Source organism: Xylanibacter muris, assembly GCF_013166605.1.
Taxonomy (GTDB): domain Bacteria; phylum Bacteroidota; class Bacteroidia; order Bacteroidales; family Bacteroidaceae; genus Prevotella; species Prevotella muris.
Genome location: NZ_JABKKF010000004.1, coordinates 107,419 through 131,597 on the forward strand (window position 1 = coordinate 107,419; position 24,179 = coordinate 131,597).

19 protein-coding genes and 1 tRNA gene are annotated in these 24,179 nt (G+C 45.6%); 11 read left to right on the forward strand and 9 right to left on the reverse strand.

The window, feature by feature from the left end; translation table 11 throughout:
- Positions 1-21: 21 nt before the first annotated feature.
- From lpxA to HPS56_RS05825, 5 genes are all read right to left on the reverse strand, one after another.
- Positions 22-801, reverse strand: coding sequence for an acyl-ACP--UDP-N-acetylglucosamine O-acyltransferase (gene lpxA / locus HPS56_RS05805; protein WP_172275220.1), 780 nt, complete (start codon positions 799-801; stop codon positions 22-24).
- An 18-nt stretch (positions 802-819) separates the two neighbouring features.
- Positions 820-2,205, reverse strand: a complete 1,386-nt coding sequence (locus tag HPS56_RS05810) for an efflux transporter outer membrane subunit (RefSeq protein WP_172275221.1) — start codon at positions 2,203-2,205, stop codon at positions 820-822.
- Between the two features lie 9 nt (positions 2,206-2,214).
- Positions 2,215-5,457: an efflux RND transporter permease subunit gene (locus HPS56_RS05815; protein ID WP_172275222.1), complete on the reverse strand. Its 3,243-nt coding sequence runs from the start codon at positions 5,455-5,457 to the stop codon at positions 2,215-2,217.
- 19 nt (positions 5,458-5,476) lie between these two features.
- Complete coding sequence (locus tag HPS56_RS05820) at positions 5,477-6,676, reverse strand: efflux RND transporter periplasmic adaptor subunit (RefSeq protein WP_172275334.1); 1,200 nt, start codon at positions 6,674-6,676, stop codon at positions 5,477-5,479.
- Positions 6,677-6,893: 217 nt separating this feature from the next.
- A complete protein-coding gene (locus HPS56_RS05825; RefSeq protein ID WP_172275223.1) occupies positions 6,894-8,318 on the reverse strand; it encodes a CCA tRNA nucleotidyltransferase in 1,425 nt (474 codons plus the stop codon).
- A 584-nt stretch (positions 8,319-8,902) separates the two neighbouring features.
- Between HPS56_RS05825 and HPS56_RS05830 the strand changes: the two genes are divergently transcribed.
- The 5 genes from HPS56_RS05830 to folE all read left to right on the forward strand — a co-directional run bounded on the left by HPS56_RS05830 (position 8,903) and on the right by folE (position 13,384).
- Positions 8,903-9,361 carry a hypothetical protein gene (locus tag HPS56_RS05830; RefSeq protein WP_172275224.1) on the forward strand — a complete coding sequence of 153 codons (459 nt, stop codon included), beginning with the start codon at positions 8,903-8,905 and terminating at the stop codon, positions 9,359-9,361.
- Positions 9,362-9,438: 77 nt separating this feature from the next.
- A complete protein-coding gene (locus HPS56_RS05835) occupies positions 9,439-9,984 on the forward strand; it encodes a DUF1599 domain-containing protein (protein WP_172275225.1) in 546 nt (181 codons plus the stop codon).
- 22 nt (positions 9,985-10,006) lie between these two features.
- Entirely contained in the window at positions 10,007-12,073 is a 2,067-nt protein-coding gene (locus HPS56_RS05840) for a BT_3928 family protein (protein WP_285822024.1), read from the forward strand.
- Positions 12,074-12,154: 81 nt separating this feature from the next.
- On the forward strand, positions 12,155-12,799 hold the full coding sequence (locus tag HPS56_RS05845; protein ID WP_172275226.1) for an SPOR domain-containing protein: 645 nt from the start codon (positions 12,155-12,157) through the stop codon (positions 12,797-12,799).
- Positions 12,800-13,384, forward strand: coding sequence for a GTP cyclohydrolase I FolE (gene folE / locus HPS56_RS05850; protein WP_172275227.1), 585 nt, complete (start codon positions 12,800-12,802; stop codon positions 13,382-13,384).
- A 29-nt stretch (positions 13,385-13,413) separates the two neighbouring features.
- Here folE and HPS56_RS05855 read toward each other — a convergent pair whose 3' ends face one another.
- Positions 13,414-13,860: a nucleoside deaminase gene (locus tag HPS56_RS05855; protein WP_369800277.1), complete on the reverse strand. Its 447-nt coding sequence runs from the start codon at positions 13,858-13,860 to the stop codon at positions 13,414-13,416.
- Positions 13,861-14,148: 288 nt separating this feature from the next.
- Here HPS56_RS05855 and HPS56_RS05860 point away from each other — a divergent pair, with 288 nt between their 5' ends.
- From HPS56_RS05860 to pyrH, 3 genes are read left to right on the forward strand one after another with little or no spacing between them, the layout of a single operon-like run.
- Positions 14,149-14,523 carry a YraN family protein gene (locus HPS56_RS05860; protein WP_172275229.1) on the forward strand — a complete coding sequence of 125 codons (375 nt, stop codon included), beginning with the start codon at positions 14,149-14,151 and terminating at the stop codon, positions 14,521-14,523.
- An 18-nt stretch (positions 14,524-14,541) separates the two neighbouring features.
- Positions 14,542-15,300 carry a biotin--[acetyl-CoA-carboxylase] ligase gene (locus tag HPS56_RS05865; protein WP_172275230.1) on the forward strand — a complete coding sequence of 253 codons (759 nt, stop codon included), beginning with the start codon at positions 14,542-14,544 and terminating at the stop codon, positions 15,298-15,300.
- 14 nt (positions 15,301-15,314) lie between these two features.
- Positions 15,315-16,025, forward strand: a complete 711-nt coding sequence (gene pyrH / locus HPS56_RS05870) for a UMP kinase (protein WP_172275231.1) — start codon at positions 15,315-15,317, stop codon at positions 16,023-16,025.
- A gap of 258 nt (positions 16,026-16,283) precedes the next feature.
- Here pyrH and HPS56_RS05875 read toward each other — a convergent pair whose 3' ends face one another.
- Positions 16,284-18,461: a M6 family metalloprotease domain-containing protein gene (locus HPS56_RS05875; protein WP_172275232.1), complete on the reverse strand. Its 2,178-nt coding sequence runs from the start codon at positions 18,459-18,461 to the stop codon at positions 16,284-16,286.
- A gap of 724 nt (positions 18,462-19,185) precedes the next feature.
- Here HPS56_RS05875 and HPS56_RS05880 point away from each other — a divergent pair.
- Positions 19,186-21,555, forward strand: a complete 2,370-nt coding sequence (locus HPS56_RS05880; protein ID WP_172275233.1) for a TlpA family protein disulfide reductase — start codon at positions 19,186-19,188, stop codon at positions 21,553-21,555.
- A gap of 10 nt (positions 21,556-21,565) precedes the next feature.
- Here the strand turns inward: HPS56_RS05880 and HPS56_RS05885 are convergent, their stop codons facing one another.
- Both HPS56_RS05885 and HPS56_RS05890 read right to left on the reverse strand, forming a co-directional pair.
- On the reverse strand, positions 21,566-21,703 hold the full coding sequence (locus tag HPS56_RS05885; protein WP_172275234.1) for a hypothetical protein: 138 nt from the start codon (positions 21,701-21,703) through the stop codon (positions 21,566-21,568).
- Positions 21,704-22,176: 473 nt separating this feature from the next.
- A tRNA-Pro gene (locus tag HPS56_RS05890) sits at positions 22,177-22,250 on the reverse strand.
- A gap of 232 nt (positions 22,251-22,482) precedes the next feature.
- On the opposite strand from HPS56_RS05890, the gene HPS56_RS05895 reads away from it, so the two are divergent.
- Both HPS56_RS05895 and HPS56_RS05900 read left to right on the forward strand, forming a co-directional pair.
- Positions 22,483-23,733, forward strand: coding sequence for a 3-phosphoshikimate 1-carboxyvinyltransferase (locus HPS56_RS05895; RefSeq protein ID WP_172275235.1), 1,251 nt, complete (start codon positions 22,483-22,485; stop codon positions 23,731-23,733).
- A gap of 11 nt (positions 23,734-23,744) precedes the next feature.
- On the forward strand, positions 23,745-24,158 hold the full coding sequence (locus tag HPS56_RS05900; RefSeq protein WP_172275236.1) for a hypothetical protein: 414 nt from the start codon (positions 23,745-23,747) through the stop codon (positions 24,156-24,158).
- The last annotated feature ends 21 nt before the right edge of the window (positions 24,159-24,179 follow it).

Sequence of the window (24,179 nt, forward strand, 5' to 3'; positions counted from 1 at the left end):
TAATAATAAATAGATATAAATTTAGATTTTGCTTATGATTCCCAACTGGGTATTCTCAAGGAATGAGACAATGGCATTCACTTCATCCCCCGGCGGTACCTGTTCCTTTATCTGGTTGATGGCATCAAATACAGATGTCTGCCCATGGAACACAAGACGATAGGCATTTGCAATGTGACCTATAATCTTCTCCGGTGTACCTGAAGCCCTGAGAAGCTTGTCATTTATACCTCCATATTCCACAGGGTTATGGGTTGCAACAATAAAAGGAGGAACATCACGGCTCACACGCACACCGCTTGTCAACATTGAAGCCCCTCCAATGCGGACATTCGGATTTACAATGACACCTGACGAGAATATTACACTTGTACGCACCTCGCAGTCGCCTGCAATCTTTGTTCCATAACCGAAAGTGCAATAGTCGTCCACTTTTGTATCATGAGAGATATGTACGCCTTCCATAAAGAAATTGCGGTTGCCTATCCTGGTTTCACCCGTACTATATGTGGCACGGTTTATCACAACATTCTCACGGAATATATTCTCATCGCCAATTACCAGTCGTGAAGCATCACCCTTGTAGTTGAAATCCTGAGGCTCCGCTCCCAAAACAGTGTTCTGAAACACTTTATTGCCGCGGCCCATACGTGTGCCGTTCATTATACTGGCGTATGGATATATGATGCAGTTGTCGCCAATCTCGACATCACCCTCTATATAGGCAAACGGATAAACAGTGACATTATTTCCGATTCTTGCCTTGGGGTCTACATACGCTTGCTGACTTATATTATTCATATCTTTTCTTTTTAGAAGTTAATCCCTTCCTCCACCGAGTGCATAATAGAGGTTTACAACAGCCTGCATTTTATAAAAATCATCCTGGACCTTAGACAACTGCGCATTGAGCAGGTTACTTTGAGCGGTAATCACTTCAAGATAAGTAGCCGACTTTGAATTGAACAGCTGTCTTGTCATATCCACGTTCTTTGTCAATACGTCGACACGCTTTCCGTCAAGGACAGACTTCTCTGCAGAGGAATTATAAAGCACAAGGGCATTGCTGACTTCACTGCCGGCCGAGAGCACAGCGTTCTGCCATGTATTGAACGCCTGTTCCTGTTGTGCCTTTGCCACCTTTAAACCAGCAATAAGCTGACCACGGGCAAAAATAGGCTGTGTAAGACTGCCCACTGCGCTGAGAAGCCATTTGCCAGGATTTACGATTCCCATACCGCCGTTGTTGGTATAAGCGCCGCTTCCGCTGATAGTTATATTCGGATAGAAACGTGAACGCGCATTCTGCACATCATAAAAACAGGACGCAAGATTCATTTCGGCATAATGCACGTCGGGACGATTATTAAGCATGCTTACCGCAATACCGGTACTGAAAGATGCCGGCAGGCTCTGATTCTCCAGTTTCCCTCTGGCAATCGTCTGAGCCGGCTGACCGAGAAGAAGAGACATCGAGTTTTCCGTTTCACGTATCTGGCGCTTAAGATCGGCAGCCTGAGACAACACAGAATAATAATTAGACTCCGCACTTTGAACACCCGTCTCGTTTACACGACCAAGGTCTTTCTGGAGTTTCATTATACGCCACGTGTCCTTTGTAAGCTCTGCCATACCGTTTACAATCTCCAATTGCCTGTCAAGCATCATCAGCGTATAATACATGTTGGCAACATTCGATATTATTCCTGTCTTTACTACAAGCTGGTAATCCTTGGTGGCAAGCAGCTGCATCTGTGCGCTGCGCTTGGCATTGAGAAGATTTCCGAAGAGATCTATGCTCCAGCTGGCCTGCACCGGCAAAGAATAAATCTTACTTGGGGTATTCCCGTCCCATGAAGATATTGTTCCCTGAGGCGAGAATGTGAAAGACGGGACAAAAGCCAATTTGGCTGCCGTGAGTTGCGCCTGGACCATCTTCACGTTAAGAGCCGCATTGAGCATGTTCGTATTATGCTCAAGGGCATATTCAATGAGCGACTGCAGTTGCGGATCTGTGAACACGCTGCGCCATGGCAGGTTGCCGAAGTTGGCAGTGTCGCGCACAGCAAGCGTGTCGGACACACTTGCTGAATCGCGCACCAATCCTGCCACATTGACATCAGGACGCTCATACTTATTGTATATTCCACAGCTGCTCATCACGGCGGCGGCAGATGCGAATAATATGATATTCTTTATTTTCATCGTCTGTTTTTATTTTCTTTTCAATCGTTTCTGAAGTTCGGCGGCTGCATACGGATTTGTATATTGCCTGAGCTCAGAGTCTACATGAGCCTTATCGTCACCGAATTCTATAGGCTTTATCTTCTCCTGCAAGGTCTGGAACATATAGAACAGAGCCGGAACCACCATAATCTGGCAAAGCATACCGATAAGCATACCACCGATGGCCGCTGCACCAAGTGTCATGTTTCCATTATATCCGGCACCCATCGGAACAAGCAACGGCAAAAGTCCGATAATCATGGCCAATGAGGTCATAAGGATAGGACGCAGACGGGCTGTTGCGCCCAACACTGCCGACCATGATATGGCCATACCCGTACGGCGGCGCTCAAGGGCAAACTCAACAATAAGAATAGCATTTTTTGCCAAAAGACCTATAAGCATGATAAGCGCAATCTGCATGTAGATGTCGTTCTGCTTTCCAAACATGTTGGTAAAGAGGAATGCGCCCGCAAGTCCGAACGGTATTGAGAGAATAACCGACAACGGAAGAATATAGCTCTCATACTGTGCCGAAAGGATCAGATATACGAATGTCAGACACAATACAAAGATTATTGCCGTGGAGTTGCTCGACTCCTGCTCTGAACGGGTAAGTCCTGAGAATTCGTATGAATACCCGTCCGGAAGACTTGTAGCTGCCACTTCCTCCATCGCCTTGATAACGTCACCGGTCGAATATCCTTCCGAAGGAGAGGCGTTGACGTTGATGGAAGTGAAGAGGTTGAAACGGTCTATTTCCTGAGGAGCATATATCTTTGTCAGATTCACGTATGCCTTTATAGGACTCATACCTGCCGGAGTACGCACATATATATTGTCAAGACTCTTTATATCACCGCGGAACTCATGGGAAGCCTGTATCATAACACGGTAGAGCTTACCGTAGCTGTTGAAGTTCGAGGCATAGAGACCTCCGAAGTATCCCTGCATTGTCGACAGCACCACAGACGGGTCAATACCGCTCTGCTTACATTTCGCGACATCAACATCCATCATATACTGAGGATACTTTGAGTTATACTGTGTCATGGCATTGGTTACCTCCGGACGCTTGTTAAGTTCTCCGAGGAACTTCTGGGTTACATCGAAGAATTTATTGACATCTCCTCCGGTACGGTCCTGCATAGAGAATGTCAGACCGTTGGTGGCCGAGAATCCCTGTACCATAGGGGGCTGGAAAGCAAGTATCTGCGCGCCCTTGATCGTTGCTGTCTGCTTGTATATCATGCCAAGCACCATAGACGATCCGAGATTGTGCACACCGATATATTTCAACGGTCCCTCTGCCTTATTACGTTCCTCGAAACTCTTCAGTTTAACGATAAACGTACCCTGATTTGAGCCCTGGCCTCCGATAAAGCTATAACCGGTAATACGCAGAGTGTTTGACACAGCCGGGTTGGCCTTCAGCATATTGTCAACCTGATCCATCACGGCATCGGTCTTTGTAAGACCTGTACCCGGAGGCGTTGCCACGGTGACGAAGAGTGTACCGGTATCCTCATCGGGCACAAGACCGGTACGCGTGTTGGCCATCATCAGTCCCATTGCCGCAATGCCGACAATAACGGATATAACAGCAATCACCGGACGCTCTACAATACGGCGGACACCGTTCTGGTATTTGCCCTGCACCTTACCGTATGCCGTATTGAACGCCACATGGAAGCGGTCTATCACGGACATCTTGCGCTCGGTTCCGTCCGCATTATGCGGTTTAAGCAGCATGGCGCAAAGAGCCGGTGACAATGTCAGGGCGTTAAGAGCCGAAATGACGATTGATATAGCCATTGTCACACCGAACTCACGATAGAATGTTCCGCTCGTACCTCCAAGGAATGACACTGGAACAAACACGGCAGCCATAACGAGCGTTATGGAGATGATGGCTCCGGAAATCTCGCTCATGGCGTCTTTCGACGCTGTCATGGCACTCTTGTATCCAAGGTCAAGCTTCGCATGCACGGCCTCGACCACCACTATGGCATCATCGACCACAATCGCAATGGCAAGCACGAGGGCTGCCAGCGTAAGGAGGTTGAGCGAGAAGCCGAACACATAAAGGAAGAAGAACGTACCCACCAACGATACCGGAACGGCTATAAGCGGGATAAGCGTCGAGCGGAAATCCTGCAGGAAGATATAAACCACGATAAACACGAGAACGAATGCCTCTACAAGAGTCTTGATAAGCTCGTCGATAGATGCATTGAGAAACTCTGACACATCCTGCATTATACGTATTTCAAGCCCGGGAGGCAGAGATTTCTCCGCTTCTGCAAGCACAGCCTTTACATCCTTTATAATCTGGGTGGCATTACTTCCGGCAGTCTGCGTAACCATCATCATACATGATGACAATCCGTCAACATTCTGCATAAACGAGTAATAAAGACCTCCAAGCTCCACATTGGCCACATCTTTTATACGTACGGTCTGGCCATTGGTGTCACTTGTTATAATCATATTCTGAAACTCCTCAGGAGTCTTCAGACGGCCTTTATAACGGATTGTATACTCATATTGGTTATCAGTCTGCTCACCGAACTTACCCGGAGCTGCCTCAATATTCTGTTGGGCCAGGATTCCCGTAATATCGCTGGGCATAAGGTTATGGCTCTTCATTTTTATAGGGTCAAGCCACAAACGCATCGTATAAGACTGCAGACCCATCGCCTGACACTCACCGACACCCTTCACACGCTTGATGGCGGGAATGATATTGATATCGGCATAGTTGCCTATGAACTTGTTGTCATACTTCTTAGGGTCACCTGTAAGTGCGAAAATAATCACATTACTGTTCTGGCGCTTCATAACCTGCACACCGGCACGCGTCACCTCAGCAGGAAGCAATGCGGAAGCCTGCGACACGCGGTTCTGAACATTCACCTGAGCCATGTCGGCATTCGCGCCTTGCTGGAAATATACGGTGATGGAAGCGGAACCGTCATTGGTAGCAGCCGAGGTCATGTAAGTCATTCCCTCAACACCGTTTATCTGCTCCTCAAGCGGAGCAATCACAGAATTAAGCACTGTCTCCGCATTGGCACCGCTATATGAAGCACGCACCATAACCGTTGGCGGAGCGATGTCAGGATACTGCTCTATAGGCAGCGACACCAATCCTATGAAACCCAGGATTACTATCAGGATTGAGATAACCGTCGACAGCACCGGGCGTTCAATAAATCTATCTAATTTCATTGTATTTCAATTACTGTTTTTACATTCCCATTGCCTTCTTAAACTCTTCAAGGTCACCTTGTGCCTCACCGAGTTTCTCTGCCTTTTGAAGTTTTTCGGCATACTGCTTCTCTGACAGCTGCTTGATTTCCATCCCGTCGGTAAGACTTGTAACTCCATAAACAACGATTGTCTCACCGACCTTCAGACCGCTCTCTATAATATATGTCTTTCCGTTATTCTCCGGATTAACCGTCACAGGAGTATATTTCACCTTACTGTCTTTTCCTACGACATACACAAAGTATTTGTCCTGAACCTGTATTACGGCATCCTGAGGAACAACAATCGCATTCTGTGCCACTTGTGGAATTACAATATATCCAGATGCTCCGCTCTTAAGGAAATGCTCCGGATTATCAAAATCCGCACGCACCTGTACAGTACCTTTTGTCGCATCTATCACACCACTTACAGCAGCAATATGTCCTTCAGTAGCATAAAGGCTGCCATCAGCCAGCTGCAGCCTTACCGGAGGGAAATCCTTTATTGCCGCAGCAATTCCACCGGATGTCTTTGAAAGTCCCATAAGCTCTTTTTCCGTGAGCGAGAAATAAACCTGCATCGACTTGTTATCCGAAACTGTCGTCAGCGGCTGCTGGCTTGATGAGCTTACAAGCGCACCGACTTTATATGGCAACTCGCCTACGACTCCGTCTGCCGGACTTGACACATAACAGAAATCAAGATTCTGCTTCGCGGAAACATAGCTTGCCTCGGCCTGTGCCAAAGCTGCCTGTGCAGACTCGTATGCGTTACGGGCCGACTGCATCTCATAATCACCGATAACATTGTTTTCAAACAGCTTCTTGCTGTTCTCGAATGTAAGTTTGGATGTGTTAAGTTGTGCCTTGGCCGCATTTACCGCAGCCTTTGCCTGACGTACGGCAGCCTCATAAGTCACATTATCTATAATAAAGAGCACCTGCCCTTTCTTTACAGTCTGTCCTTCATGGACATTCAACTTTGTAATAAACCCTGCCACCTTAGGTCTGATTTCAACATCCTGAACACCTTTTACCGTTGCAGGATAAGTAGTCTGCAACAACGCCTTCTCAGCATTAATAGTTCTTACGGCATACTCATTGTCACCGAAATTCGGCTTTCCCTGTTTTCCACCGCCGCAAGAAACCAACATCACCGCAAAAGCCGCGATGAGCATCATCTTGTTCTTTCCCATCATGTTTAAATTCATATTGTAAGTTATATTTTATCTATACCCGCCACAGAAAACTAAACTATAGCAAAAAGTTTTCGCATTGCAAAATTACATTAAATAAATGTAAGGTTATTATTTCAATCAACAGATTTAACAATCTTTATTGACACAAAACATTAAATTGGAAAAATCACATTTGCGTATAACAAATTATAAGTTAAATATAGTTTACGTGCAATCATACCAACCCCATCGACTTTGCTTTTTCCATCAACAACTGCATAAGCGGCTCACGCTCATTCGCGACACGGTTGTCAAGTACGGCGTCCTTCAGGGCCTGCTTAAGCATGCCCACCTCACGGCATTGCCCCAAATCAAACATCTTCATAATCTCATGTCCGTCGATGCAGGGCTGCAAAAGACGTTTATAATCACGTTCCCTCAAATCGGTAAGCTTCTCCCGTACTATTCTGAAATTCTCTATAAATTGCTTTTTTCTCACCTCGTTCTTGCTCGTTATGTCTGCCTCGCACAAAGTCATGAGGTCGTCAATATCATCACCGGCATCGTTCATAAGCCTGCGTACGGCACTGTCTGTGACAACCTCATCTGCAATGACAATCGGACGCATGTGCAGTCCGACAAGCTTCTGCACGTATTTCATCTTGGAGTCAAGAGGCAGGGCAAGACGCCTGAATATGACAGGTACCATCTTTTCCCCCACGATATTATGGTTATGAAATGTCCATCCCGCAAGATTGTCCCACCGCTTTGAGCGTGTCTTCCCTACATCATGAAGCAACGACGCCCACCTGAGCCACAGATTATCACTCTTGCCGCAAACATTTTCCAGCACTTCAAGAGTATGGTAAAAATTATTCTTATGGGCCTTGCCCGCTCTTGTATCAACAATATCCAGGGCCGCAAGTTCGGGCAGAATCAGGTTCAGCAGCCCGGTGCGCTGCAGATAGTCAAATCCAATACTCGGATGCTTGGAAAGAATAATCTTATTCAGTTCGTCCTTTATTCGTTCCCCGCTCACAATCTTTATTCTGCCGGCATTCCGGCCAAGAGCCTTGTATGTCTCGTCCTCTATCTGAAAGTTCAGCTGTGTGGCAAAGCGTATACACCTCAGCATTCGCAAGGGATCGTCAGAAAATGTTATATCAGGATCTAACGGAGTCGCCACGATCCCGTCTTCAAGGTCATATATGCCGTCAAAAGGATCGACAAGCTCTCCGAATCTTTCATTATTAAGGCATACAGCCATGGCATTTATTGTAAAGTCACGACGGTTTTGGTCGTCTTCCAACGTGCCGTTCTCAACCACCGGCTTGCGTGAATCGTGACTATAGCTTTCTTTTCTGGCACCGACAAACTCTATTTCCATATCACGGAATTTAACCTGAGCAGTTCCGAAATTGCGGAAAACAGAAAGATGGGCCTTGCGTCCAAGCTTGTTTTTCAGCTCTGAGGCCATCTGAATACCGCTTCCCACCACCACAACATCAATGTCATTCGACGGGCGTTCAAGAAACAGATCCCTTACATATCCGCCAACGACATAGCACTCAATCCCCAATTTATCGGCACATTCCGATATAAGACGGAAAATTTCCTTATCCAATACCAAGGCAAGCTCTTCATTAGAAAGTATTTTCATACAATGCTTTGTTTTCTTTGAATTTAAGAATGCAAAGGTAATTCTTTTTTTTCAGAAAGCAGGCCCCATTCAATCTAACCTGAGAATTTATTTAATCTATTTGCTTTTTCTCAACAAACCCAATATTCCATTATCGGATTTATTTGGCAGAGCCTCCTGCATGCAATGAGTACAGAGAGAAGATTTGTCGCAAAGTTGCTGATAAAGCAAATCCCTCATATCGGACTCGCCCCGAATCAGCAGACATGACACAAGAAAAGCAGATGTTAAAAGTGTATTTAGGCTAAAAACACAGTGTATGTAGGCTGAATACACAGTGTATGTAGGCCAAAAACACAGTGTATGCAGGCCAAATACACTTTTAACACTTGCTGTTTGCTTTCTGCAAGCATGACAGCTTCAGCAAACAGAGGACATGTCCTTGGGGCGCCTGACAAGAAAGCCGCATAATCCCTGCCCCTCGTCACGTTTGTTAAATTAGCCTAAACAAACATTCAAACAATCTGTTAATACAGCATTAATAAGTACTTTTGCCGAAAATATGCCGATAACACATCCGGCTGCAACAACAAATATCCTGTTTTATGAAATATATTTTATTGTCATCAATCACCGCAGTCGTGACATTGTTCTGCTCATGCGGCAATGATACACGCAAAGAAGCGGAAAAACTGTTGGAAACGGCCAACGCCCAATATGTCAACGGACAATACGATAAGGCGTTAAGCATCATCGACTCACTGCGTAGCATGTTCCCGAATTCTGTGGAAACACGTAAACGGGCACTTGAACTATACCAAAGCATTTCCCTGAAGAAAGCCCAGGACGATCTCGCGCGCACTGACAGCATGCTGCAGGCTGTAACCAACGATTACAACTATATGAAGACAAAGGTTGAGAAAGACAGGGCAGAGTTGCGGGCCACAGCCGAAGAGCTTCGAAAACTAAACGAAATGAAAGTCAGGCTCGACTCTCTAAAGGTACGGTTCGATACCGAATGTGCAAAAATAAAATACATACACAAGAAGCAGAAAGAAAAGTAAGCCTAAGACATACATGCCTCTCTTTTTTGGCTATATCATAAATAATGCTTAATTTTGCAGCGTAATTTAATTAAATTATGACAACAGAGAGACTTTCAACCGAAGAACAGTTTGAGAAAGTTATAGAGGAATGCCGCTCACTGTTTGAGAAAAAGCTTCATGACTACGGTGCGTCATGGCGCATTTTGCGCCCGTCATCTCTCACGGACCAGCTTTTCATCAAGGCCAAGCGCATAAGAAGCCTGGAGATAAAGAAGCATTCACTTGTGGGTGACGGCATAAGACAGGAGTTTGTCGCATTGATAAACTATGGCATTATAGGATTAATACAGATAAGCATGGGTTTTGCAGACACTGCGGACATAAGCAACGAGGACGCGATGAAACTTTACGACTGCCATGCCGCAAAATCGCTTGAACTGATGAAGCGCAAAAACCACGACTATGACGAAGCATGGAGAGACATGCGTGTAAGCAGCTATACCGATTTCATTCTTACCAAGATAGAACGCATAAAGGAAATAGAGAACCTTGACGGAAACACATTGGTAAGCGAAGGCATAGACTCCAATTACATGGATATAATCAACTATGCGGTGTTCGGTGCGATAAAACTTAGTTAGATATCTGCAGTATATAATATAGGTGGAAACTTTAAAGAAAGCGGCAGTAAACATTTCCCGTATAGTCATAGCCCTGACATTCATAATATCGGGATTCGTGAAAGCCGTTGACCCGTCAGGCACACAATACAAGATTACAGACTATCTTGAAGCATTCGGCATGCAGGGACTTTTCCCCGACATGCTGATACTCGGTTGTGCGGTGATACTCTCCGCCATTGAATTTGTAACAGGATGCTGCCTGCTTTTCGCCATAAGGCGGAGACTAATATCAAGGCTCCTTCTTCTGGTCATGTCAGGGTTTACACTGCTCACAATATGGCTGGCCATAGCAGACCCCATCAGCGACTGCGGATGCTTCGGTGATGCGGTCAAACTGACGAACTGGCAGACTGTATGGAAAAACATTGTACTGCTCATCGCCACGCTGATTGTATGGCGATGGCCTATGGAGCAAATGCGCTTCATAAGCAAAAGCAACCAATGGATTGTCCTCAACTACGCTTCTGTCTATATCATATTCGTTTCCCTGCACAGCCTGTATGCCCTTCCGCTGTTCGATTTCCGGCCATACCATATAGGTGCAAATATTAAAAAGGGCATGGAGATACCACCGGGGGCACCGCAACCGCAATTCATCACTACCTTCATAATGGAGAAAAACGGTGAACAAAAAGAATTCACCATTGACAACTATCCGGATTCCACATGGACTTTCATAAGCAGCCGCACTATACAGACCGGAGAAGGATATGTACCGCCGATTCACGACTTCTCCATTACAAGACGTGACAATAACGAGGATATCACCGAAAGCGTACTTGACTCACAGGGATACACTTTCCTGCTGATCGCACCGTTCTTGGAACAGGCTGACGACAGTAACCTCGACCGTATCAACGCTGTATATGACTACGCCCAGGAAAACAACTACCCGTTTTATTGTCTGACGGCAAGCAACATGCAGGGTATTGAACGATGGAAAGAAATTACCGGGGCGGAATATCCATTCTGTCTTACAGACGACATTACACTGAAAACCATCGTAAGAAGCAATCCCGGACTCATACTGATAAAAGACGGAACCATTATAAGAAAATGGGGAAACAACAGGTTGCCGGGTGAGGAAACTTTAAACGGCAGGCTTGAAACAATAGAAACCGGAAAATTGCCGGAAGCCAACACAGCAGAAAAGATCTTGTCTATTATATTATGGTTCATAATGCCTCTGACAGTGCTTACTATAGCAGACCGTCTGTGGGCATGGACAAAATGGTTGAAAAACAAAGAAAGATCTAACGGATTATATCAACTTTTAAAAAGAAAAAAAATGAGAAAGAAAATTGTAGCAGGTAACTGGAAGATGAACATGAACCTGCAAGAAGGCATTGCCCTGGCAAAAGAACTTAACGAAACACTGACAGCAGAGAAACCTAATTGTGATGTTGTCATCTGCACTCCTTTCATTCATCTGGCAAGCATCGCGGCATTCCTTAATCAGGATGTTATCGGTCTTGGTGCGGAAAACTGCGCCGACAAGGCCTCCGGTGCCTATACTGGTGAGGTTTCTGCGGAAATGGTAAAGAGCACAGGTGCACAGTATGTAATCCTCGGCCACTCCGAGCGTCGCGGATATTATGGCGAGACTCCTGAAATCCTTAAAGAGAAAGTTTTGCTCGCACTGAAAAACGGTCTGAAAGTTATTTTCTGTATCGGTGAAAGCCTTGAAGAACGTGAGGCAAACAAGCAGAACGATGTTGTAAAGGCAGAGCTGGAAGGCAGCGTGTTCAACCTTACGGCAGAAGAGTTCAAGAATGTAATCATTGCTTACGAGCCTATCTGGGCTATAGGCACAGGTAAAACCGCAACCGCAGAACAGGCAGAAGAAATACACGCATTCATACGCAGTGCCGTTGCCGGGAAATATGGCAATGACGTTGCTGAGGAGACAAGCATCCTCTACGGTGGAAGCTGCAAGGCAAGCAATGCACCCGAGTTGTTCGCAAAACCCGACATCGACGGAGGTCTCATCGGAGGCGCGTCACTGAAAGCCGCTGACTTCAAGGGTATTATTGACGCCTGGAAATAATATTCCGCACAATAGCGAAAATAAGGAAATAAGGCATCCGTATGCCAGACGCATACGGATGCCTGTTTAATAATAACGACAATGAGACAATTCGCCGCGACTATACTATTGACATTATGTGCGGCAGTAAGCACAAATGCACAATCGTTCACTTCACGCCTGCAAAAACCTGTGAAGGGACAAGGTACCGTTACAATACATCACAGTGCCGCAATCGACGAATTGATTAACGGCACCTCAAAAAACAACACTCCGCAAACAACGGCAAGGCAACAGACATCCGCCAACAAACAGGACATTGCAGTAAAGCAGGATGCCGCAGAAAAAAACAAGCACGCCGTATCATCAGATAAGGATGATACGCTGAGAAACAACCGGCAGAAGAATACAGACGGTGAAAAGCCGGACAGCAATACCGGAACGGGCACACCTGACATTCGCAAGAAAGTGATGGCAAACAGCAGGAAGGTAAACGGATACAGGGTGCAGGTATATGCCGGAGGCAATAAAAGAGAAGACCGGCAACGCGCCCAACAGGCCGGTAATGACATTAAGACAAATTTCCCCGATGAGCCTGTATACGTACATTTCTATTCTCCGCGTTGGATATGCCGTGTAGGCAATTACCGCACTTACGAAGAAGCCCACCGCATGCTCACAGAAATACGGAAATTAGGATACAAACAAGCTTCAATAGTTAAAGGGAAAATTAGCATACAATACTAAATGAATCCAGAAACAGAATATCGTGACGGCCTTGATGAACTGGCCTCACACTACAAACACATTCTCACATTATTAGGTGAAGACGCCGGTCGTGAAGGACTGATAAAAACTCCCATGCGTGTGGCAAAGGCCATGCAGGTGCTCACAAGAGGCTACGGCATGGACGCGCATAAGGTACTTACCGACGCATTGTTCAAGGAAGATTACAATCAGATGGTGATAGTCAAGGATATCGACTTCTTCTCATTGTGCGAGCATCACATGCTGCCTTTCTACGGGAAAGTGCATGTAGCCTATATTCCCAACGGATATATCACAGGACTGAGCAAGATTGCACGCGTGGTTGATATATTTTCCCACCGCCTGCAGGTTCAGGAGCGCATGACCCTACAGATAAAGGAGTGTATCGAACAGACTCTGCATCCGCTCGGAGTGATGGTTGTAGTAGAAGCAAAACACATGTGCATGCAGATGAGGGGTGTGGAGAAACAAAACTCCATAACCACCACAAGCGACTTCTCCGGGGCCTTCAATCAGGCAAAGACCCGACAGGAATTCATGAATCTGATAAACAACAAGGCATAAATCCTCACACCACACACATACAGCCGGCTCTATCTTTTTCCTTTGAAAAAGTCTTTCATGAGCTGTGCACACTCCTCCTCAAGCACTCCCTCCACAACCACAGCCTTTGGATGGAGTGCATGAGGAGCATATTTTTTATACCCCCTCTTGGCATCTGAGGCTCCATATACGATTCTCGGAACCTGAGCCCAGCCCAGTGCCCCGGCACACATCGGACAAGGCTCCACTGTGACATAGAGCGTACAACCGGTCAGATACTTTCCTCCAAGCATGTCCGCAGCAGAAGTTATAGCCTGCATTTCGGCATGAGCCGTCACATCACATAAAGTCTCGGTCATATTGTGCGCACGCGCGATAATCCTGTCTCCGCAAACTACAACAGCCCCAATGGGAATCTCGCCTTTCCTGAAAGCTTCCCCCGCCTCGACAAGAGCCTTACGCATATACTGTTCGTCTTTAAGACGCTGTTCATTCATATCCATTTTGCTGATACATCTAAAAATACTATAATAAATACAATACCGGCCAAAGCAATGAAGCTTGGCTGAGATGACGCCTATCTTATGCAAAGATAGTGCAAACCGAACGCAATGAAGCTTGCTTTAAATTGCTGAGGTGACGCCTATCTTATGCAAAGATACAACAAAAACACATCAATACACATTCATGAGGCATAAGTTGTATATATTTTTATTCCACGACTCCATGTTATTTAAATAAATATAGTACCTTTGCTAATAAATAACTATTAAATGTAAGTATCTATGGCCGAACACAATATTCTCGGACATTGGGGAGAAGACAAAGCAGCCGATTATCTGGAGGCAAACGGATACGGTATAGTAAGACGCAACTGGACATCCGGCCACCGCGACATTGATATCATTGCCCACAAGAACGGCACACTTGTGTTTATCGAAGTAAAGACAAGGCGCAACAATCTTTTCACAGAACCCCAAGATGCCGTCAACCACCGCAAGATACGTTCCATCACACTTGCCGCCAATGCTTTTATAAACAGTCAGGATATAGATCCACGGACGCAGATAAGGTTCGATATAATAACAATAACGGGAACTCCTGAAACAGGATTCGCAATAAACCATATAGAGGATGCCTTCATCCCTCTGCCTTATTAACTGTCCGCATATTATTATATGGAAAAGATAAAAATATTAAGAATAGACAGCACAGACTCGACAAACCGCTACCTCCATGACCACACCGGTGAGGAAGGGACGCTTATGACTGTCGTGTCGGCAGATTTCCAGACTGCAGGACGCGGGCAAGGCTCAAACACATGGGAAAGCGAACGTGGCGCCAATCTCATTTTCAGCATAAAGACACACCCTGTAGGAATACCGGCCAACAGACAATTTGTAATGCTTGAGGCCAAGGCTCTCGCCATTAAGGAAACACTCGAGGAACATCTGGCCTCCAGCGCATCCGCACCACTGCAGGATGTTACCATTAAATGGCCTAACGACATATATTATGGCAACAATAAGATTAGCGGCACACTGTCGGAATGTTCAATTCAAGGAGGACTTGTCAAAAGCTGCATAACTGGCAGCGGGATAAACATCAATCAAAAAGAATTCATAAGTGACGCACCGAACCCGATATCAATCCGGCAAATAACCGGCAGGGATACCGACAGGGAGAAGTTTATGGAATCCCTGCTCAACAGATTTGAGAAATACCTGGACCTGGTGAACAGTCATGATTTCGAAACAATAGACAGCCTTTATACACGTTCCCTTTACCGCAACAGCGGAATATTCAGATATGAAGACCGCGATGGAGTGTTTCAAGCAGAAATATGCGGAATAACCCCTGAAGGACACCTGTTGTTGCAGCCTGACCGCGGAACAATAAGAGAATACGAATTCAAAGAAGTAAAATTCATCATATAACAAAACATATTATTATGGCAAAGTATAAAAGAATACTATTGAAACTAAGCGGCGAAAGCCTGATGGGAAAACAGAAATTCGGAATCGATGCAGAACGTCTTGCCGACTATGCCCGGCAGATTAAGGAAGTGAGCGACATGGGAGTACAAATCGGTATCGTAATAGGCGGAGGCAACATATTCCGCGGACTGAGCGGTGCATCGGAAGGATTCGACCGCGTGAAAGGCGACCAGATGGGCATGTGCGCCACCGTGATAAACTCACTTGCACTCAGCTCTGCGCTCGGTGCCATAGGCGTCAAGACGAAAGTTCTAACAGCAATACGGATGGAACCTATCGGTGAATTCTACACGAAATGGCGTGCCATCGAAGCCATGGAGGCCGGATATGTATGTATTTTCTCCGCCGGAACCGGAAGTCCGTATTTCACTACCGACACAGGCTCGTCACTCAGAGGCATTGAAATCGAAGCTGACGTTATGCTGAAAGGCACACGTGTGGACGGCATTTACACTGCAGATCCGGAAAAAGATCCCAGCGCAACAAAATTCAACGAAATCACTTACGACGAGATTTACACACGAGGACTTAAGGTAATGGATCTCACAGCCACCACAATGTGTAAGGAAAACAACTTGCCTATATATGTGTTCAACATGGACGTTGTAGGAAATCTGAAGAAAGTGATGGACGGTGAGGAAATCGGAACGCTTGTACATAACTGATTGAAAATCACTGAAAATGCACATCCATAAGGGAAGAATGCAATAACGAACTTTATAAGCAAGATGGGCAATGTCAAACTTGCTTTAGCATTGTCTCATGGCGAGAAAAGAAATAATAATAAGCGAGCCCTAAAAGTTTCAATGCTTTTAGGGCTCGCTTTATTATTGCCATACACATAAATTTCACAGGAGATTACAATCATCCAAATACAGGCACGAATACTGCTGTTTCTTTTTTCACGCCTTAACTGTAAACCGTTACTTTTTTATTATTATTTTCTTACCGTTACGTATATAAAGACCTGCAGGCAAACTTCCAGTCACCTTCTGTCCGGAAACGGTGTAATAGACTCCGTCTTCCGCACCGTTGCTGTCAACACCGAGGGATTCTATTCCCGAACCGTCCGACTTACGGTATATCTGCACGGCCTTCTCGGCAGCCGGAGAGCATGTGAAGTTTATATTGTCAGCAGTATATCCTATTGTTCCGCCATAATTACCCTGGAATGTAATTGCGGCATTACCGTCAGTAATCGTTATAACGGCAAGAGAATTGGCATCAGCCTTCTTCTGGGTTTTCAAAGTTTTGCCAGAACCACCGCTAAGATATCCGGCAGGAACGACAAAGCCCCAGTTCCGTCCGTTTACTGTCTTCTGGAGCTTAAACACCTGGACATCATCATTGCCGGTCGCCACGCCGTTTTCCACTTCAATATTCACAGCTCCGCGGAACGCCGAGGTCTGTATCATATTTATAGCCATCTTGTCCTCCTCACAAACTATTATGATACTGTCACCCGTTGCCAAAGCATCCACATCTGTCACCTTACTGTATTTCTTTCCATTCACTTCCGCAACAGTAGGCAATGTCCTGTCGATATAATTAAAAGTAATGGTTCCGCCACTATGCTTTATAATCTTATATACCGGAGATGACGTAAGTGTAGTTTTGTCGAACAGCGTAAACGAAGGAATCTGAAACATTCCATTTCCAAACAAATGATCTTCCCTCACATTACGATCTATTTTTGAATTGTCTGCAGTAACAGCCATGGCACGCTTCTGGTTCTGATTAACATTCACCCGATTATACATCCATGATGAAGACGAATACGAGAACCGTGTAAGCAACAGCCCCGACCCGTTTGCCGAAGGATACCATGTACCCGGCTGTCTGTTTTCAAGAATGAAATACTCGTTCCTGTTCTTTGGGTTACGTATCATCACAGCCATCTGCCCGTCATTATCATTCGGATTTGACAAAGTCACAGATGCCGCATCGGCGAGTTCCGGAATATCAAGCCATCCGAGGAAACTGCGCTCATAAGCTGTATATCCGACCGGAGTACGTGCATTATTCACGTATGCACCCGCATCCATTACAGACCAGAATCCAAACGGAGCGTCATTGTCATAACTGTAAGTGGGGTCATAAAAATCGGGGAATCCCAAAGCATGACCGAACTCATGTACAAAAACTCCCATGCCCATCAGCTGGTTGTCATAATAAAGCTCGTTTCCTACAAAATATGAGGCAAACTTATAACCGCCAAGCGTCTGGTTGAAATCAGACTCATGAGGCCATATAGTATTCTCATCGCCTCCCGTGGCCTCTCCTTGTCCGGCATAAAGCACACTCACAAGCGGCACCTTGCCATTTACATAGTATTTACTGAAATCCACGCCCAGGTTCTTTGCTGCCTCAACGGCCTCCTTTATCATGGATCCTACGCGTATGTCGTTGCCATAGGCACTGTTTGCCCCATAATAAGCGTAACCGTTTTTAAGCGTCACTTTAGCCACTACATCAAATGTCGGCACAAACATCCCCCGGCTCTGGTCCTTGAAGTAATCCTTCACAGAACCGCGGCATCCTGCCTCTTCGGCATATCCCTCCTGATTATAGAACCGGGTCATCTTTTCCTTGGTTGTCGTAGATTTAAACTTTGTATCGGCAAACTCTACCATAATGACAGGAATCGTGATATTCCCGATACTGTTCACCGAACCGTTGCCACTCTTGCCATACTGCCCGAGCCCATCGGAAGTCGATGCATTAAGCGCCTTCTGAATACGGTGTGACGCGACAGGATTTTCTGAAACCGCTTCCATTGCCTCTGAAGGCTTCAAACTATATGTGGCAAGAAAAGCGTTCTCAGCCTCAGAACGGGCATCAGCCTCATGTGCGACGACATCTGTCGGACAAAGCCTTCCATCAACAATTTTCGCATAGCAGAGGTCTCCATTCGCATTACGCACAAGCACTTTGTTATCCACTGATGTATAGAACGCGAGAAAACCGTCTCCATTCTTATACACCATTATTGTCGTTCCGTCGCTCTGTGTCAACGGAAAAGCCTTGTGAAGCGGGCGGATTGCAACAGCATTCAAAGCAAAAGCCAGCATCACCGGCAGCAATAAATGTTTCTTTTTCATACGTATTAACCGTTATTTTTTTGCATGCCGCGGATATCTCTCTATGCAATAAAACAACTGGACATCTTTAGGCATATTAGTTATTTTTCTGCAAAGATACGCAGAATTCGCGAAACCACGGCATGGATTAATGAAATTAAAGCTGTATATCGGAAACACTGCAGTAAAACCTATAATGCCGGCAAGGATACCTTTCGCCCCATACAAGACTGAAACGGTTTTTTAGTGATGTCATTCTTTCATTTTCCTTCATGACCACAAAAGGCCATCTGTCTTATACGCGTTATGGCTGTGGCATTCCTATACCGGCATTCTTTTATTCCACACTTGAGCTTACTTTTACTTCCATTGCCATCAATCACCTATACTTTTTATCTCTATTATGTATAAAGCATGTCATTTGTAACCTTTTCCCGCAATTTATTTTCAGGGATATCAGAAAGAACGTTTTCGTAAAGACGGATAAGCCCAAAACAACACCACTTACTGACAATGATGCTACGCCCCATAGTAGTCCTTCTTGTCGTAATTTCAGTATTAGTATTTAGTATTATGTGAAAATAATATATATATTTAATTATGGAGTAAAATATTCGCATAACCCATCAGTAATACAGAAAATTACATTAAATTTGCAACTGGTATAATAACGACTAACCTGCATTAATGACAGCAAATACCACAATAAATTCTTTACACAGCAATTTATCAACAAATACATAATATGAATATTAAAAGAAATGCCTTGTCACTAATCATGACCTTCGGCATACTCAGCTGCCTTGCACAAAAAACATGGAAAGAACCATCTATGATTAACATGCCTCATTACGAGGATGTTTTCAAAGTGACGGAGGTCGAATTCACAGATGCCGAGACAATCATGCACCTGTACATCAAACTGCCGTCAGGAAATATAAGTTTTTCCTCGGAATCTTTCCTTAAGGCCGACAACGGAATGTCGTATTCCATAACAGGAAGCGGGGACACACGTGAAGGAGAGACTAACATAAAGCTCGACTCCTATTTTAAGGTACCGGAAAGCGAAGGGATGAGTATCGCACTTCATTTCAAACCTTTACCGACAGGCATCAAGAGCTTCGACTTCATCGAAGGATATTCCAAAAACGCATTCCGCATCTGGAGCATTACCGATCCTGAATCGGATAAGAAAGAAAGCTTATTCAACAGCAACTGGCGTAACGAGCGGACCGGCGGATGGGACATCGGTTTTTATAAAGACTGTGCCGTATATGATTGCAGATTGTGGCAATACAAAGTCAGGAAGAGCAGGAAAATAGTCTTGACAGACGGCCACGATGACATAGTCATAGCCTTAGGCAAAGAAAAGGACGGGAAACGTCATATTTCCATCAATGGGGAAAAGCTGCCTTATTCACGAATAACATCAAAGTTTCTGCCCGACTATCCTTCCTACGATGAAACACCGTTCAACACATCCCTTACAGAAGGCGAGGCAATCCTCACAGGATGGCTGAAAGACTGGCCGGAAGAACTGGCCGATACCGGCAAGAGCTTCGATATTGAGCTGTATGACGTGCTCACGCACTCCGACAGGAAATGTTCCGCCAAACTTGACTCACTCGGACGTTTCAGCATGAAAGTGCCGCTGACAGGACCACAGGAAGCCTATATGGATTGGCGCCGTTCATCGATATCAACCATATTGGAACCGGGCGAAACTTACTTTCTGATGATTGACAAAAAAGCCGGAAGCACACTCTTCATGGGTAAAAACGCACGACTGCAGAACGAAAGTCTGGCGCATAAGATAAGAGGCAAACATGTTAGTATAGACCGTCAAGGAGAGATGGACAATGACATGATTGTCGAATATAAGAACAAATGGACAGACACCTACAGACAGAATCTTGATAAAGTAAATGCTTGCACAAGGAAGCATCCAACACTGAGCAGACGGTTCCGCGACTATTATTGCGAGAACTTTAAATTTAAGACTTGCGAGAATATAATGCAGACGCAGTTCTATGCTCATGACAGGACACTGCCGGATGAAGTACTGGAATACGTAGGCAAGACTGCAATAATAAATAATGAAGTACCGCTGTCACTAAACCGCGAGCTCAACTGGTATCTGTATTATCTGGTGAATTACTATAAAAACCAAAAGCAGAGAGATCGGATCTTTACTCCCGGCAGAATGCTGTCATTCAAGAAAAAGGGTATTGAATACAGCAAAGACGAATATGAGACGATACGGCAATGGCAGAAACAGATTGAGGAGGCAAAAGGCTATTCAGAACTGGGCACTGACGAAGAACGTAGAGACTTTGTAAAGAAACTCAACGAAAAATATGCTGGACTCGACCAAAAACTGAGTGCCATGCTGAATAGGAACGACATCATGGCAATAATTGACTCACAGACAACAAAGCCATTCCAAATAGAAGAGACAGTAATAGATTCGCTTTTCTCCGACCATACATTACGCGATATCTGCCGCACCCGAGAGCTTCATGAGAACCTCGAACGCACCCATGCTCCGCTGACAGAACCTTACCTCACAATAGCCAACAGTCTGAAACTACCTGCCGCACGCAATGCCATATTGAACGTGCACAACCATTACAAAGAGATTCAGGAAAAGGCGGAAAAAGCCGTCAAGGAATGTATACGTCCGGATTCTGACGTAGAGGGTCTGACCGACGGCAAGGCGATACTCGACAAAATTGTGGAGCCATACAGGGGAAAGATTATCTATATGGATATCTGGGGCACGTGGTGCTCGCCATGCAAGAAGAAGTTGAAGGAGTCGCACAATGTAAAAAAGGCGCTGAAAGACTACGATATCGTATATCTGTATCTTGCAAACCACTCACCGGAAGAATCATGGAAAAACATAATCGCGGAATACGGCCTCACCGACACCAACTGTGTACACTACAGGCTACCTGACGAGCAACAGAAAGCCGTGGAGAAATATGTCAGGCTGACAGGTTATCCGACCTACCGGCTAATTGACAAGAAAGGCAACCTTCACGAACTGCACTGGCTCCATACTGACGACATGGACAAATTCTTGAAAACCATTGAAGACATGAACAACCTGTAGACATTCAAGATCAGCCAACCTCATGGGAACCAATAGCCCATCCGGCTCCCCGAAAAAAGAGAAGAGCCACTCCGACTCCCCAAAGGGGAGAGAAATGAAGGGAATGTGGAAGCATCTGATGAGTATGCGGATGAAAACGCTCATCCACAATGTAGGGACATGCCTTTGGCATGTATCAGACGGAAAACGACCACATACATAAACCCAGGTGTTGTATACATTGGACACATCGCAAAGCGATGCCCCTACTCGGGGAAGGACTATGCAGAAAACGAACACATATATAAGGTATATTAGGGGATACTCATCGGAGAATGTTTTACGCCTGACACGTGCCAAAGGCACGTCCCTACATGGGGAAGAAGCCCCTTCGCCAACAAGAAAGGCACGTCCCTTCTTTTTTTGTTGGTAACATAGAAAGCATGGAAAACAGCAAACGGATGTTCTCGTTAAGCCAAATGATTCAGAGCCGGTGGTGTCAGCCGATTATCGGGTGAGACAAAATAATATCCAATGATCTATCCTCTGACCCAAATTTTCCACTGCTCTCGGGAAACCGCATCATGTATTATAATAATGTCAAGGGGCAAAGTCTATCGACTTTGCCCCCTGAATATAAAGTCGGGATGACAAGACTCGAACTTGCGACCTCACGCCCCCCAGACGCGTGCGCTAACCAACTGCGCTACATCCCGCTCCTCTCATGCCGTTTCCGGCTTAGCGGATGCAAAAGTACATACAAAATGTGAAACAAACAAATTTTTCAATGACTTTTTTATCGCATAATCTAAGGAAAGGTTAATTTTCCTGTTCCTGCTTTGCCGTTACCGATATTATTGCTTACTTTTGCACCGTATGACCATATTATCAGTAACGAATGGCATAAATTTGGCTATGATAAGCTTTTGTTGAATAAAAACAGAGAATATGCAATATTTAATAAAGCCACCCCGTCTTCTCAATACGGTAATAAACCTTCCGGCGTCAAAAAGTATCAGCAACCGTGCGCTTATAATGCACGCATTGACAGGAAACGGCACATTACCTCAAAACCTTTCCGACTGCGATGACACGGAGGTAATGATAAACGCATTGAAACACATGCCGGAGACTATCGACATCAAGGCCGCGGGCACAGCCATGAGATTCATGACCGCCTATCTGGCTGTGACACCCGGATGCCACACGATCACCGGAACGGAAAGAATGAGACACAGACCGATTGCCGTGCTCGTAGACGCACTGCGCAACTTAGGGGCAGACATAACGTATGGGGCCGAGGAAGGATTTCCGCCCCTTATCATAAAAGGATGCAATATTTCCGGAGGAAGACTGGACATTCCCGGGAATGTCAGCTCGCAATACATCTCGGCATTGCTGATGATCGGTCCGATGCTCAAAAACGGACTGACACTGCATCTCACCGGCAACATCATATCACGCCCGTATATCGACCTTACCCTTCACATGATGGGAGAGTTTGGCGCGGACGCGGAATGGACAGACTTTGACACAATAACCGTGAAAGCCCAACCATATAAGACCAAGGAGTATACGATAGAGAACGACTGGAGCGCAGCCTCATACTGGTATGAGATGATGGCCATGTGCGGAAGCCTCAACGACAGCGTATCGCTCACAGGCCTTACCGACGGCAGCAAACAAGGCGACTCTTCCGTAAGATACATATTCAGCCTGCTCGGAATAAAGACATCGTTTGCTGACAGCCGGCAGGGAACACCGACTACGGTAACGCTCAGAAACAGCGGCAGATGCGTGTCAAGGCTGGAATATGACTTTGTCAGCTCACCCGACCTTGCACAGACATTCGTCACATGCTGCGCGGTGATGAACGTTCCTTTCAAGTTCACGGGCCTGCAGACACTGAAAATAAAGGAAACCGACAGGATTGAAGCCCTCAAGAAAGAAATGCGTAAGCTCGGATATGTCATAAAAGACGAAGGAGGACACACACTTTACTGGACCGGAGAACGGTGTGTGCCGATACAGAATCCAATAATAGAGACATACGACGACCATCGCATGGCGCTGGCATTCGCACCGCTTGCCTTCCGGATAAAGGGACTACGCATCGACAATCCCATGGTTGTCACAAAATCATATCCGCATTACTGGGAGGACCTGAGAAAAGCTGGATTTGAGATAGACGAATACTGACACAAGACATAATGCCCATGATTATAATATGTATTGTCATACTGGCAGCACTGATTCTGACAGTCACACTGGCAAAGAGGCTTATAAAACCGGACGATACTGTAGCTCCGGAAAGCTCATGCTCCACATGCAGCGGAAACAATGCCAGATGCGAACAGGCATGTATGATGGAAGCCTCAATAAAGGAACCGGAATACTTTGACGACGAGGAACTCGACAGGTATAAGGGACGCGACTCTGATGCCTATACCGACAATGAGACCGAGGAATTCCGCGAAGTACTCTACACCATGCGTCCCGAAGAGGCCCGGGAATGGAACAGAAGCCTTATACTGCGCGGCATCAATGTGCCAGACCAACTGAAAGACGAACTGATACTGATTATCACTTCCTGCAAAGACATCCACAATACACCAAACACATAGCAAAACAATATCCATGCCGGG

Excerpts from the sequence above, each read along its gene's own strand:
- lpxA (WP_172275220.1), bottom strand. The coding sequence starts at position 801 with ATGAATAATATAAGTCAGCAAGCGTATGTAGACCCCAAGGCAAGAATC.
- HPS56_RS05810 (WP_172275221.1), bottom strand. The coding sequence starts at position 2,205 with ATGAAAATAAAGAATATCATATTATTCGCATCTGCCGCCGCCGTGATG.
- HPS56_RS05815 (WP_172275222.1), bottom strand. The coding sequence starts at position 5,457 with ATGAAATTAGATAGATTTATTGAACGCCCGGTGCTGTCGACGGTTATC.
- HPS56_RS05820 (WP_172275334.1), bottom strand. The coding sequence starts at position 6,676 with ATGGGAAAGAACAAGATGATGCTCATCGCGGCTTTTGCGGTGATGTTG.
- HPS56_RS05825 (WP_172275223.1), bottom strand. The coding sequence starts at position 8,318 with ATGAAAATACTTTCTAATGAAGAGCTTGCCTTGGTATTGGATAAGGAA.
- HPS56_RS05830 (WP_172275224.1), top strand. The coding sequence starts at position 8,903 with ATGAAATATATTTTATTGTCATCAATCACCGCAGTCGTGACATTGTTC.
- HPS56_RS05835 (WP_172275225.1), top strand. The coding sequence starts at position 9,439 with ATGACAACAGAGAGACTTTCAACCGAAGAACAGTTTGAGAAAGTTATA.
- HPS56_RS05845 (WP_172275226.1), top strand. The coding sequence starts at position 12,155 with ATGAGACAATTCGCCGCGACTATACTATTGACATTATGTGCGGCAGTA.
- folE (WP_172275227.1), top strand. The coding sequence starts at position 12,800 with ATGAATCCAGAAACAGAATATCGTGACGGCCTTGATGAACTGGCCTCA.
- HPS56_RS05855 (WP_369800277.1), bottom strand. The coding sequence starts at position 13,860 with ATGAATGAACAGCGTCTTAAAGACGAACAGTATATGCGTAAGGCTCTT.
- HPS56_RS05860 (WP_172275229.1), top strand. The coding sequence starts at position 14,149 with ATGGCCGAACACAATATTCTCGGACATTGGGGAGAAGACAAAGCAGCC.
- HPS56_RS05865 (WP_172275230.1), top strand. The coding sequence starts at position 14,542 with ATGGAAAAGATAAAAATATTAAGAATAGACAGCACAGACTCGACAAAC.
- pyrH (WP_172275231.1), top strand. The coding sequence starts at position 15,315 with ATGGCAAAGTATAAAAGAATACTATTGAAACTAAGCGGCGAAAGCCTG.
- HPS56_RS05875 (WP_172275232.1), bottom strand. The coding sequence starts at position 18,461 with ATGAAAAAGAAACATTTATTGCTGCCGGTGATGCTGGCTTTTGCTTTG.
- HPS56_RS05880 (WP_172275233.1), top strand. The coding sequence starts at position 19,186 with ATGAATATTAAAAGAAATGCCTTGTCACTAATCATGACCTTCGGCATA.
- HPS56_RS05895 (WP_172275235.1), top strand. The coding sequence starts at position 22,483 with ATGCAATATTTAATAAAGCCACCCCGTCTTCTCAATACGGTAATAAAC.
- HPS56_RS05900 (WP_172275236.1), top strand. The coding sequence starts at position 23,745 with ATGCCCATGATTATAATATGTATTGTCATACTGGCAGCACTGATTCTG.